Here is a 12,931-nt window from a genome sequence, read left to right on the forward strand (position 1 = left end):
AAAATGCAGGCTGATGTAGAAGCAGCAGTAGAAGCCGCTGATCAGCATGCAGAACAAGAACAAAGCCCTGAAGCAGAAATTGCGATGTTATATGCAGAGCTTGAAGCTGCAAAGCAAACAATTGCTGATCAAAAAGACGGTGTTGTTCGTGCCGCAGCAGATGTAGATAATATTCGTCGTCGTGCAGCACAAGATGTAGAAAAAGCGCATAAATTTGCACTAGAAAAATTTGCTAACGAATTGCTACCTGTAATTGATAACCTTGAACGTGCTATTGAATTTTCTGATAAAGAAAATGAGACACTAAAGCCGTTGCTTGAAGGTATCGATATGACGGTTAAGAGCTTTAATGACGCTGTTTCTAAATTTGGTGTTGAAATTGTAAACCCACAAGGTGAGCAGTTTAATCCAGATTTTCATCAAGCAATGTCAATTCAACCAAGTAACGATGTAACACCTAATACAGTACTTGCTGTTATGCAAAAAGGTTACACATTGAATGGTCGTTTATTACGCCCTGCAATGGTTATGGTTTCTAAAGCTGCTGACGCTTAATTAATTTAAGATTATTAGCTTTGATAAAAATGCCTCATATTGAGGCATTTTTTTTGTCTTTTTTATAGTGAATTAGCTGTACGAGCATAGTGAGTAATACAGCACTAAACATTAAACTTGAAAATGGCACTGCGCTTTTTGCGTGCATAATGGCGAGTAGCGGGCCAACTAATGCACCACTACCAAAACGAAGTGTGCCAATTACGGCCGTTGCTGTACCTGTGTTTCTTTCAAACTTCATTAATATTAGCGAATCAGCATTACTTGCAGTGACACCTAAACTCATCATTAATGGCGCAATAGCAGCCACAATATAATAAAGTGATAAGTGCAATAAGCTAAATGTTAACAGCGCAAGCCCCGATACAAACCCACATACAAGCCCAATATAGAGCATTTTTCGAGAGCCCAGCCTTGGTACAATTCGCGTATTTAAAAAGTTACCAAACATCAGCGCCATTACATTAAACGCAAATAACACACCAAATAATTGTTCTGATACTTCATATAAATCCAAATATATAAAAGGTACTGAGGTTAAAAAGCAAAAAAATCCAAACGATACAAACATAGAACTGAGTATATCCGCACGTGCGTCTTTATTACTCAGTACTGTTTTATAGCTATCAAAAAACAGAGCGAGGCCTTTTTTCTCATTTTTATGAATAGGTATATCTATTAAATACACTTGTACAAACGCTAATATTAAAAAGCTATATCCAGCAAGAACCAAAAATATGGTTGACCAAACAGAAAATCCTAAAATAAACGAACCAACAGAGGGGGCTACTAACGGTGCTACCATCATGATCATCGACACATACGACATTCCCTTAGCTGTATTTTGCTGATAAATATGACGAATAATACCCGGTACGACTACGGTTGCTGCAGCTCCCGTAAATGCTTGCACTGCTCTAAGAGTCCAAAACGCATGGATTTCGGTTGTAAATGCGAGTGCAAGTGAGCTTGCGCCAAATAGGGTTAAGCCAATACGTGCGAGCTTACGGCGGCCAATTTGATCGGCAATAGGGCCAAAAAATAACATCCCCAATGAATAACCCGCTAAGTAAATACTCAACGATATTTGTACATTTGGCATATTAGTTTGTAAATCGCTTGCAATTACCAGCATGGCGGGCAGATACATATCAATAGCCAAAGGAGTAATCGCCACGATACTGGCTAATAAAGGCAATAAAATACGGGTATTAAAAGACGAGGCTGAGGCGTCCATGTGTAAACTCAACAATCACTAAAAACAAGGGCTATAGTGTAACAGGGCATTGTATTTGGATAAACTTAGTTTGCCTGCTAAGTTTATCGTCTTATCGCATCTTTTTAATATAAAGGTATATAAAGCAAATATTTTAAATTGGTACTGTGTTTGCTATTCTACAAGCAATAAAAAATTCATTACTTAAGAGAATTATCATGAAAAAACTAGTACTTGCAGTATTAGCGACAGCCGTTTTAGTCGGTTGTAAAACGTCACCAACAGGACGCACTCAAATAGCGCTTTACTCAGATCAACAAATGAGTGAAATGGGCACTGCTAGTTTTGCAGATATGAAAAAAAGCCAACCAATTAATAAAGATGCAAAAACAAATGCATATGTAAATTGCATTGCTGAAAAAGTAGTAGCTGTATTACCAAAAGAATACTCGTCTCAAAATTGGGAAGTAGTTGTATTTGAAGACGAATCTGCTAACGCTTTTGCACTACCTGGTGGTTACATTGGGGTTCATACGGGCTTATTAAAAATAGCCACCAATCAAGACCAACTAGCAACAGTACTAGGGCACGAAGTAGGGCACGTAATTGCTGAGCATTCTAATGAACGTGTTTCACAAAGCTCTATTTTAGATACCGGTATGCAACTTGGTAGTGCAGCACTTGAAATGGGTAACATTCAATACCGTAATGAAATTATGCAGGGTCTAGGCTTAGGCGCACAGTATGGTGTTGTTTTGCCATTTAGCCGTTCGCACGAGTCAGAAGCTGATGAAATTGGCTTAGACTTAATGGCTGAAGCAGGCTTTAATCCACAAGAATCAGTAACCCTTTGGCAAAATATGAGTGCAGCAGGTAGTGGTACAACACCTGAGTTTTTATCAACTCACCCAGCGCCAAGCAGTCGTATTAAAGACTTACAAGCACAAATGAGTAAAGCACTTAGTGAGCAAAGTACAGCTAAAGCACAGGGTAAAAACCCACAATGTAAGTTGTAATACCAACCTGCATAAATCTTTGATCAATTTAACGAATTAAATTGCACTATAACGTCGTTAAAAATTTTTTATTTAGAACAACTAGATACAAAAATTTTTGCCTAGTTCTAGCGTAATTTTCTTAACGTTAAATAGACCCTATATATAAGCAGATTGGTATAATTTAGTTTAATTACTAAATAAAAACCCCTGTGAGTAATTACTTACAGGGGTTTTTGTATTCAGTACTCACCTTTATTTAGTTGTAAGCGCTTTTTGTAATACATTTTTAAAGCGTTCAAAATCTTCAATGTGCGGCAGGTGCCCTAAATTATCTAGTTCGAATAATTGTGCGTCAGGAATAAGTGTTGCAGCGTGTTTGCCTAATTTATCGTATCGGCCAAGCTCGTAATCAACACCGTCTTTTTTCCAGTTACGGCCAGGGCCGGTTCTATCGCGTGTACCAATAATTAATTTAACCGGCACAGTTAAATCTTTAAATTCGGTTATTACAGGTTGAGTGAAAATCATATCGTATGTTTTTGCATTCACCCATGCCATTTGTTCTTTATCTGGGCCTTGTATTTGCCCTGTTATAAAGTCAGTTAAGGCTAAATATGTTGTATCCCACTTACCATCGTAGTAATTTTTTTGTTGATACTTTCTTACGCCTTCCGGTGTTTTTGAAAGCTCGTTTTTATAGAAAAAATTAGTATCTTTATAATCAACATACTGCAGGTAGTTTTCAAGGCCAATAGGGTTTAATAAAATTAGCTTTTTAGTGGCGTTTGGGTACATTAATGCAAAACGACTCGCTAGCATCCCGCCCATAGAGTGCCCAAGTACAATCGACTCTTTAATATTAAGTGAATCTATTAACGCGTGAGTATGATGAGCAAGCGTCGCAAACGAATACTGGTAATTAGTTGGCTTAGACGACTTGCCAAAACCAATTTGATCAGGAATTAATACGCCGTAACCTAAAGATTGCAGATACTGAGCGGTTGTAGTCCAGTAGTCAGCGTTAAAATTTTTGCCATGCATAAGTGTAACTGTAGGCATATCGGCTTTAGTTGGCTTTAAGTAAATATAAGCCATTTTTAATGATTGTTTTTGCGACTCAAGTGCAAAGTAATTTACCTTAAAGTCGTATTCGTAATTGCTTAATAGTGCATCATAAGAAAGGGCGGATGTATCTTGAGAAGGGCCAGCTAAGGCATTGTTTGTTAGTACTAATAAAGTAGAGAAACAAATAACTTTAATCGACGACATTCAGTTACTCCTATTAAAGGCGAGCGCTTGGCTTAAAAAGAAGTACAACAATAACTAAGTATTTAAACCTGTTCAATTAAATGTTTTACGTGGACGAAAAAAAGCGAAGCTAAAATAGTGCTTCGCTTATTATTACTGAGTAAAGAGCTGATTGTTGAAGCTTAAAATGTCCACTCAATATGGATTTGTGGTACCGATTCAGTGACTTCAGTACCTAATTTGTTGTGCCAGTATTGTAATTCCATTCCCAGCAGTAGTGTGTTTTCTTTCATTTGAAGGGCGTGACCCATATCCCACACTAAAATAGGCTGTGCTAGTATCCAAGCTTGTACATCGTTACCAAATTCATCTTCACGCTCTGCTATGTATTCAGCGTGGCCTTTAAAGCTAAACTTTTGTGAGCCAATAGTGAAAGGATATTCAAAAGCTACATCAAGCATCCAACTATTAGTTTCAATAGGTGCGCCGCCTTTTGCTACACCTTCACTATCGTCAATGTAGGCTGTGAACAGCGTTTGAAAAAAGTTAAACCCAGGTACATCCCAGCTTAATTTTACACCTGGTAGATACTTCATTACTTTTGCATCACCAGCAACGTTAATACCGCCCGTTAGGCCAACATCTAATAATGCGCCAGAGCCAATTTGCTTACCAGTGATGGCAGATAAGCTAACCGTTGAGTACCACTCACCATAAAAATCAGCATCTTGGTAACCGTCATCTATATCGTCTTTACTGTAATCAATAAAAAAGAAATTATCGCCGTAATCATAGCCCGATGCATGTTGAAGCGAGTAAACAGTGGTGTCTGACTCTTGCTCAGTAAATGGGTTTTTTTGGCTGCCATTATTTATATGTACTGCTGTACTGCTCCAATTGGCAGCAAAAGCTGACGATGATAAAGCTAGAGAAGTAAGGGTAATAAAAGGGAGTAATTTTTTAAATTTCATAACTGTTTAATAACTATAATTTTAGTGACACGCGAAGGCGCGCATTATAGCAAAAGTTATTGATATGTAGAGTATTATTTTAACATATGTTGCAGCTTACTTATTGAGCTGCAACATAGTATAGGTGTTTAAATTATGCTTTATTACGGCGCAAGCAAATAACTGCAATGGCAGTAAATGCTAAAATAAAGCAGTAGTATGACGAGGTTGATACTTCCCACGGGCTTATTTTAAACGTAGCGCCCAGTAATAAGGCTTGTGCGCCATAAGGCAATGAACCCTGTGTTACACAAGCAAAAATATCTAGCAAACTAGCTGAACGTTTACCGCTTATTTCACCGTCATCTGCTAGTTTTTTAGCAATAGGGCCAGCAACAATAATTGATACGGTATTATTGGCAATACACATATTACTTGTCATAACCAATGCTGCAATACCTAATTGATCGGCCACTTTACGGTGCCATTTTGCGATGATTTTAGTTATGGCTTGAATTTTTTGGGCAATGAAATCAAGGCCACCGTTAATACGAATAAATTCAGATAAGCCACCAATAAACATTGATAGTAAAAATATTTCCTGCATATCGGTAAAGCCTTTGTAAATGTCTTTTACAAAGCTTGCGCCTTCATAACTTCCTGTAAAGCCCATTAATGCAGCAAAAATAATACCGCTAAATAATACAACAAATACGTTCAAGCCAGCAACTGCTAACACTAAAATAAAGGCATAAGGAAGTACTAACCAAATATCGTAATCTTTGGTTTCAACAACTTGCGCCGCAGGTGTTAAATAAAACAACAAGCCAATAGTTAGTATTGCAGCAGGGACTGCAATTTTAAGATTCTCTTTAAACTTGTCTTTCATTTCACAGCCCTGCGTTCGTGTGGCTGCAATAGTGGTGTCGGAAATAATTGATAGGTTATCGCCAAACATAGCGCCAGATACAATCGTACCTGCCATTAAGGCTGGATCTATACCTGTTTTAATTGATACAGCATAAGCAATAGGACCAATCGCACCAATCGTTCCCATCGACGTACCCATTGCAGTAGATACAACCGCTGCAATTAAAAATAAACCAGGGAGTAACAACGCAGGTGGAATAAGTGATAAGCCAGCATTAACCACCGCATCTACACCACCTGTTGCACTAGCAACGGCAGAAAACGCGCCTGCAAGTAAGTAGATTAAACACATGGTAATAATGTTGTTGTGACCGGCACCTTTAATAAAGGTTTCTACACACTCGTTTACCGTGCCTTTATTTAAAATAAACGCAAGCATAATGGCCGGTAATATAGCCACTGGAGCAGGAAGTTGATAAAAAGCGTAGTCAACCCCTTGCGATTGTAAATATAAACCAGAGCCCAAAAATAGTGCTACAAAGGTTAAAAGGGGTAGTAAAGAAAGTATTGCTTTGTTTTTGTTAAATGATGGCTGCATCATAATCCTCGAAACCAGTTAATTTACAACAGCCAAAAATTCCTCTTTTAGCTGAATTTAGCAAATCTACCTACTATGTTAATCATTAACAAAATTAGGAGAGTGCAGCGCCCGCAAGCCAAAGACCAAATCGACGCGAAAGAGAAGTTTAAATGTATAGATGGCTAAAGTAAACTGGTATTGTTATTATTATTAAATTAAAAGGTCACCTGACTATTGCATGACTTTTAGATAATATCTACAAAGTAACGCTATTTTCAGCGATTAATATTTGTCCAACTGCATAAAAATGCCTAAGCGCGTATTTGTAATGCACCGGATATATACTCAGATTAGTAAAAAACGGATCCAAATTTAAATTAGGTAAAAACAATGACTACAAATCGAATAGGCGTTTTTGGTGCTAATGGCAGAATGGGCTTAGCTTTATTAGAAGCAGCGATAATTAAAGAGCAAACACAACTTACAGGTGCATACGTTCGTAGCAGTTCATCGTTATTAGGTATTAATGTAAATCAAGTAAATAGCGCAGCCGATAACAGTGTTAGCTTTAGCGAAGAAACCACAATAGATAATGTAGATGTTTTAATCGACTTTACGCTTCCCGCTGGTATGAAAAACCATTTAAAAACCGCTGTAGCACAAAAAATTCCTATGGTTATTGGTACAACGGGCTTAACAAGCGACGATATGGCACTTTTACACGATGCCGCTAAGCATATTCCTATTGTATTTGCGCGAAACTACAGTGTAGGAGTCAACGTATTACTGAACCTTGTGCAAACCGCAGCGACCAAATTTGGTGACGATTTAGATATTGAAATATTTGAAGCGCATCATCGTCATAAAATCGATGCGCCATCGGGCACAGCATTAGCCATTGGCGAATCAATTGCACAGGCTAAAGGCTGGGACCACGACAAGGTTGCCGTATACGACCGAAGCCAAGTGGAGACTGCTAAATCGCAAAATGAAATTGGTTATTCGGTACTAAGAGGGGGCGATATAGTAGGTGAACACACCGCATACTTCGCTACAATGGGCGAAAGACTCGAATTAACCCATAAAGCAAGTTCAAGAATGACATTCGCTCTAGGTGCTGTAAGGGCTGCAAGCTGGTTGAAAAATAAACCTGTAGGACTTTATGATATGCAAGATGTACTAGATCTGAAGTAGTTTAGTTACTTTTTTAACTGTTTGGGTCTAATTTTGCCTACAGTGACTTGTTTGTAACAATTTACTAAATAATATTAGACCTAAAAGCTAACTTAATGTAATATGCAGCCAATTTGCCAAAAATTACTAAATGCGTGTTTCCAATTATACCCAAGTGGCTAGTAAATCCGGGGGTTCAGTGGGAATAAAAATAGTTTTAGGCAAGAAAAAATGACTGAAGGTTGAATGCTTTACATCTGCATCATTTAAGACTGCGTAAAACAATTTAAGCTCACAGAAATCTGGTTTTGACGATCCCTCTGGGTATTGGCGGGGTGTTAAGCAATTGCTTACTCCCGTTTTTTACTGTTAGGAGGTTTAACTTGACTAAATCCGCTCTGTTAGTCCTAGAAGACGGCACAGTGTTTCGCGGTACTGCAATCGGCGCTGACGGCATGTCAGTCGGTGAAGTAGTATTCAATACGTCTATGACTGGTTATCAAGAAATTTTGACTGATCCATCATACGCGGAACAAATCGTAACTTTGACGTACCCACATATCGGTAATACGGGTACCAACAGCGAAGACGAAGAAGCGAATCAAATTTGGGCTAAAGGCCTAGTGATCCGTGATTTGCCACTGCTAGCAAGTAATTTTCGTAACGAGCAATCGTTAGATGATTACTTAAAAGAACGTAATATTTTAGGTATTGCGGACATCGACACCAGAAAATTAACTCGAATTTTGCGTGATAAAGGCGCACAAAACGGGTGTATTATTGCTGGCGACGAGCTAGACGAAAATAAAGCGTTACAAGCCGCGCAAGCCTTCCCAGGTTTAAAAGGTATGGATTTAGCAAAAGTTGTCTCAACCAAGGAAAATTTTGAGTGGCGCGAATCAAGCTGGACATTAGGCGAAGGATTTAAAACCCTTGATGCTGCTGATGAAAAGTTTCATGTTGTTGCCTACGACTTCGGTGTAAAGCGTAATATTTTACGTATGCTTGTAGACCGTGGTTGTAAACTTACAGTAGTACCAGCGCAAACCTCTGCCGCTGACGTACTGGCTTTAAACCCTGATGGTATCTTCCTATCTAATGGCCCTGGCGATCCTGAGCCATGTACTTACGCTATTGATGCAATTAAAACCTTTTTAGAAACCGACACACCAATTTTTGGTATCTGTTTAGGTCATCAGTTATTAGCCCTTGCCTCAGGTGCTAAAACAGAAAAAATGAAATTTGGCCACCACGGCGCTAACCACCCAGTTAAAGACCTAGACCGCGATGTAGTTATGATCACAGCTCAAAACCATGGTTTTGCTGCGCAAGAGTCAAGCCTGCCAAGTACGCTTCGTGCCACGCACAAATCGTTATTTGACGGAACGCTTCAAGGTATTCATCGTACAGATAAACCTGCCTTTAGCTTCCAGGGTCACCCTGAAGCAAGCCCTGGTCCACACGATGCAGCCCCATTATTTGACCACTTCATCGATTTGATGCAAGCGCGTAAACACTAATTTAACTGGAGTAATAATGCCAAAACGTACCGACATAAAAAGCATTCTTATCTTAGGCGCAGGCCCAATTGTAATTGGTCAAGCTTGTGAATTTGACTACTCTGGTGCTCAAGCGTGTAAAGCACTTAGAGAAGAAGGCTACAGAGTTATATTAGTTAACTCAAACCCTGCAACTATCATGACCGACCCTGATATGGCCGATGCAACATACATCGAACCAATTCACTGGGAAGTGGTAGAAAAAATTATTGAAAAAGAAAAGCCAGATGCAGTACTGCCTACAATGGGTGGTCAAACGGCATTAAACTGTGCGCTTGAACTAGACAAGCACGGTGTATTGGCTAAACATGGCGTTGAACTAATTGGTGCAACGGCTGATGCAATCGACAAAGCAGAAAACCGTGAACGCTTTGACGTAGCAATGAAAAATATTGGTCTTGAATGTCCTCGTGCTGAGATTGCTCACTCTATGGATGAAGCCAAAGACATCATAACGCGCATTGGTTTACCATGTATTATCAGGCCTTCTTTTACTATGGGCGGCACCGGCGGCGGTGTGGCGTATAACTTAGAAGAGTTTGAAGAAATTTGTGAACGAGGCTTAGATTTATCGCCAACGAACGAATTACTAATTGATGAATCACTGATTGGTTGGAAAGAGTACGAAACAGAAGTTGTACGTGATAAAAACGACAACTGTATTATTGTTTGTACCATTGAAAACTTTGACCCTATGGGTGTTCACACTGGCGATTCAATCACAGTTGCACCAGCGCAAACGCTAACCGACAAAGAATACCAAATTATGCGTAACGCCTCTATGGCAGTATTACGTGAAATTGGTGTAGAAACTGGTGGTTCGAACGTACAGTTTGGTATTAATCCTGAAGATGGCCGTATGGTTATCATTGAGATGAACCCACGTGTATCACGTTCATCTGCATTAGCATCAAAAGCAACGGGTTTCCCAATTGCTAAAATTGCAGCAAAACTAGCAGTAGGTTATACGCTTGACGAGCTTCAAAACGACATTACTGGTGGCAAAACTCCCGCGTCTTTTGAGCCTTCAATCGATTACGTTGTTACAAAAATTCCTCGCTTTAACTTTGAAAAATTTGCCGGTGCAAACGACCGTTTAACTACGCAAATGAAATCAGTTGGCGAAGTAATGGCAATTGGTCGTAACCAACAAGAATCATTACACAAAGCATTACGTGGTCTTGAAGTGGGTGCAACGGGATTTAACCCGATAGTTGCGCTTGATGATCCTAAAGCAAAAGAAAAAATAATTCGTGAACTACGCGAGCCAGGCGCTGAGCGTATTTGGTACATTGCCGATGCAATGCGCCATGGTATGAGCGTTGATGATGTTTACGAACTGACGAAAGTTAACCGCTGGTTCTTAGTACAAATAGAAGACATTTTAAAAGACGAAGCAAAAATAGCGAAAGTAGGCATGGCGGGTTTAAATGCTGACTTCCTACGTAAACTTAAACGCAAAGGCTTTGCAGATCCGCGTATAGCAGAAATTGCCGGTGTATCTGAAGCTGAAATTCGTAAAAAACGTCATTTATTAAACATCGTGCCAGTATACAAACGTGTTGATACGTGTGCAGCAGAATTTAGCTCAGACACTGCTTACATGTACTCAACTTACGATGAAGAGTGTGAAGCTAACCCAACCGATCGTGATAAAATCATGGTTATTGGTGGTGGTCCAAACCGTATCGGTCAAGGTATTGAGTTTGATTACTGTTGTGTACATGCCTCGCTTGCGCTTCGCGAAGACGGTTACGAAACTATTATGGTTAATTGTAACCCTGAGACAGTATCTACCGATTACGATACATCTGACAGGTTATACTTTGAACCAATTACACTTGAAGACGTACTCGAAATCGTACGTGTTGAAAAGCCAAAAGGCGTTATCGTGCAGTACGGTGGTCAAACACCACTTAAGCTAGCGCGTGAGCTTGAAGCGAATGGCGTACCAGTGATTGGTACTTCACCTGATGCGATTGACCGTGCAGAAGACCGCGAACGCTTCCAACAACTTGTTGAGCGTTTAAACTTACTTCAGCCAGAAAATGCAACAGTAACTTCAACCGAAGAAGCCTTACTTAAGTCAGTTGAAATTGGCTTCCCGTTAGTAGTACGCCCGTCGTATGTACTAGGCGGTCGTGCGATGGAAATTGTATACGACGAAGATGATTTACGTCGCTACATGACCGAAGCTGTACAAGCATCAAACGAAGCACCTGTATTACTGGACCGTTTCTTAGATAACGCGATTGAAGTTGACGTTGACGCAATTTGTGACGGCGAGCAAGTAATTATCGGCGGTATTATGGAGCACATTGAGCAAGCGGGTGTTCACTCGGGTGACTCAGCCTGTTCATTACCAGCACATTCTTTATCACAAGAAGTGCAAGATGTAATGCGCAAGCAAGTAACCGACATGGCGCTTGAACTTGGTGTTGTTGGCTTGATGAATACACAGTTTGCAGTAAAAGAAGACAAAGTGTACTTAATCGAAGTTAACCCGCGTGCTGCACGTACTGTACCGTTTGTATCAAAAGCAACCGGTGTGGCGCTTGCAAAAGTAGCTGCACGTTGTATGGCTGGTCAGTCTTTAGCAAGCCAAGGTATTACTAAAGAAGTGATCCCTCCTTACTACAGCGTTAAAGAAGTTGTTTTACCATTTGCTAAGTTTCAGGGTGTGGATCCAATCCGTGGTCCTGAGATGCGTTCAACAGGTGAAGTGATGGGTGTTGGTGATACTTTCGCCGAAGCATTCGCAAAAGCACAATTAGGTGCAAGCAACACTTTACCACGCGGTGGTCGCGCGCTATTATCTGTTCGTAATAGCGATAAGCCACGTATTGTTGAATTAGCCAAAATCATGACCGACTTAGGTTTTGAACTTGACGCAACTGGTGGCACGGCACAAGCTCTTGAAGAAGCTGGCATTGAAGTACGACGTGTAAACAAAGTATATGAAGGCCGCCCGCATATTCTTGATTATATCAAGAATAAAGAGTACAGCTATATCGTTAATACCACCGAAGGTCGCCAAGCGATCGAAGATTCGAAGGTGTTACGTCGTGGTGCATTGCAAAATAAAACCAACTATACGACAACCTTGAACGCGGCATTCGCTAACTGTACTGCTAATAAAGCAGATGACCGCAGCAAAGTGACGTCAGTTCAAGAGCTACATCTGCGATTGAACTAAGGAAATGTGCCAAGGCCAACTAGGGCCTTGGTGTTAAGTGAGAAAAGTATGCAATCAATTCCGATGACAGTTCGTGGCGCAGATTTACTGCGTAAAGAGCTTAACGAATTAAAAACAGTTACCCGTCCTAAAATCGTAAGTGATATTGCGGTTGCACGTGAACATGGTGACTTAAAAGAAAACGCTGAATACCACGCTGCGCGTGAGCAACAGGGTTTTTGTGAAGGGCGTATTCAAGAAATTGAAGCTAAACTTTCAAATGTTCAAATTATCGACGTAACTAAAATGCCAAATACCGGTAGAGTTATTTTTGGCACTACGGTAACTATTGTAAATATAGAAACCGATGCTGAAGTAAAATACCGTATTGTGGGCGATGACGAAGCAAATATTAAAAACAACTTAATATCTGTTAACTCACCGATTGCACGTGGCTTAATTGGTAAACAAATGGACGACGCAGTGTCTATTCAAACGCCAAAAGGTATTGTTGAGTTCGAAATCATTGAAGTTGAGTATCTTTAACGCATAACTCACTTTAACGTTTTTAAATAAAAACCGATGTAATTACATCGGTTTTTTTATG

Annotated in this window: 10 protein-coding genes; 6 read left to right on the top strand and 4 right to left on the bottom strand. The window is 39.8% G+C overall.

Going from position 1 to position 12,931, the window contains the following annotated elements:
* Positions 1-555 (top strand): nucleotide exchange factor GrpE (grpE, locus tag CXF89_RS17100; protein WP_121955292.1); only part of this gene is annotated, 555 nt, incomplete at its 5' end.
* Positions 556-589: 34 nt separating this feature from the next.
* Here grpE and CXF89_RS17105 read toward each other — a convergent pair.
* Positions 590-1,792 (bottom strand): Bcr/CflA family efflux MFS transporter, encoded by a 1,203-nt coding sequence (locus CXF89_RS17105; RefSeq protein WP_010553412.1) that lies wholly within the window; start codon positions 1,790-1,792, stop codon positions 590-592.
* A 197-nt stretch (positions 1,793-1,989) separates the two neighbouring features.
* Between CXF89_RS17105 and CXF89_RS17110 the strand changes: the two genes are divergently transcribed.
* Positions 1,990-2,787 carry a M48 family metallopeptidase gene (locus tag CXF89_RS17110; RefSeq protein ID WP_121955293.1) on the top strand — a complete coding sequence of 266 codons (798 nt, stop codon included), beginning with the start codon at positions 1,990-1,992 and terminating at the stop codon, positions 2,785-2,787.
* Positions 2,788-3,021: 234 nt separating this feature from the next.
* Here the strand turns inward: CXF89_RS17110 and CXF89_RS17115 are convergent, their stop codons facing one another.
* The 3 genes from CXF89_RS17115 to CXF89_RS17125 all read right to left on the bottom strand — a co-directional run bounded on the left by CXF89_RS17115 (position 3,022) and on the right by CXF89_RS17125 (position 6,435).
* A complete protein-coding gene (locus CXF89_RS17115) occupies positions 3,022-4,038 on the bottom strand; it encodes an alpha/beta fold hydrolase (protein WP_121955294.1) in 1,017 nt (338 codons plus the stop codon).
* A gap of 161 nt (positions 4,039-4,199) precedes the next feature.
* Complete coding sequence (locus CXF89_RS17120) at positions 4,200-4,988, bottom strand: nucleoside-binding outer membrane protein (RefSeq protein ID WP_024590842.1); 789 nt, start codon at positions 4,986-4,988, stop codon at positions 4,200-4,202.
* A 133-nt stretch (positions 4,989-5,121) separates the two neighbouring features.
* Positions 5,122-6,435, bottom strand: a complete 1,314-nt coding sequence (locus CXF89_RS17125; RefSeq protein ID WP_101216470.1) for a Na+/H+ antiporter NhaC family protein — start codon at positions 6,433-6,435, stop codon at positions 5,122-5,124.
* 372 nt (positions 6,436-6,807) lie between these two features.
* Between CXF89_RS17125 and dapB the strand changes: the two genes are divergently transcribed.
* The 4 genes from dapB to greA all read left to right on the top strand — a co-directional run bounded on the left by dapB (position 6,808) and on the right by greA (position 12,870).
* On the top strand, positions 6,808-7,611 hold the full coding sequence (gene dapB / locus CXF89_RS17130; protein ID WP_121955295.1) for a 4-hydroxy-tetrahydrodipicolinate reductase: 804 nt from the start codon (positions 6,808-6,810) through the stop codon (positions 7,609-7,611).
* Positions 7,612-7,973: 362 nt separating this feature from the next.
* Complete coding sequence (gene carA / locus CXF89_RS17135; RefSeq protein WP_007375827.1) at positions 7,974-9,110, top strand: glutamine-hydrolyzing carbamoyl-phosphate synthase small subunit; 1,137 nt, start codon at positions 7,974-7,976, stop codon at positions 9,108-9,110.
* A gap of 16 nt (positions 9,111-9,126) precedes the next feature.
* A complete protein-coding gene (carB, locus tag CXF89_RS17140) occupies positions 9,127-12,345 on the top strand; it encodes a carbamoyl-phosphate synthase large subunit (protein WP_121955296.1) in 3,219 nt (1,072 codons plus the stop codon).
* A gap of 48 nt (positions 12,346-12,393) precedes the next feature.
* The gene (gene greA / locus CXF89_RS17145; protein ID WP_010553419.1) at positions 12,394-12,870 is read left to right on the top strand and encodes a transcription elongation factor GreA; all 477 of its coding nucleotides are present in this window, start codon (positions 12,394-12,396) and stop codon (positions 12,868-12,870) included.
* Positions 12,871-12,931: the final 61 nt, after the last annotated feature.

It is taken from the genome of Pseudoalteromonas sp. MelDa3, from assembly GCF_002863625.1.
In the GTDB taxonomy this organism is placed as follows: Bacteria; Pseudomonadota; Gammaproteobacteria; order Enterobacterales; family Alteromonadaceae; genus Pseudoalteromonas; species Pseudoalteromonas arctica.

Coding starts and splice junctions, on each gene's coding strand:
- CXF89_RS17115 (WP_121955294.1), bottom strand. CDS start 4,038: ATGTCGTCGATTAAAGTTATTTGTTTCTCTACTTTATTAGTACTAACA.
- CXF89_RS17110 (WP_121955293.1), top strand. CDS start 1,990: ATGAAAAAACTAGTACTTGCAGTATTAGCGACAGCCGTTTTAGTCGGT.
- CXF89_RS17120 (WP_024590842.1), bottom strand. CDS start 4,988: ATGAAATTTAAAAAATTACTCCCTTTTATTACCCTTACTTCTCTAGCT.
- CXF89_RS17105 (WP_010553412.1), bottom strand. CDS start 1,792: ATGGACGCCTCAGCCTCGTCTTTTAATACCCGTATTTTATTGCCTTTA.
- greA (WP_010553419.1), top strand. CDS start 12,394: ATGCAATCAATTCCGATGACAGTTCGTGGCGCAGATTTACTGCGTAAA.
- CXF89_RS17125 (WP_101216470.1), bottom strand. CDS start 6,435: ATGCAGCCATCATTTAACAAAAACAAAGCAATACTTTCTTTACTACCC.
- carB (WP_121955296.1), top strand. CDS start 9,127: ATGCCAAAACGTACCGACATAAAAAGCATTCTTATCTTAGGCGCAGGC.
- dapB (WP_121955295.1), top strand. CDS start 6,808: ATGACTACAAATCGAATAGGCGTTTTTGGTGCTAATGGCAGAATGGGC.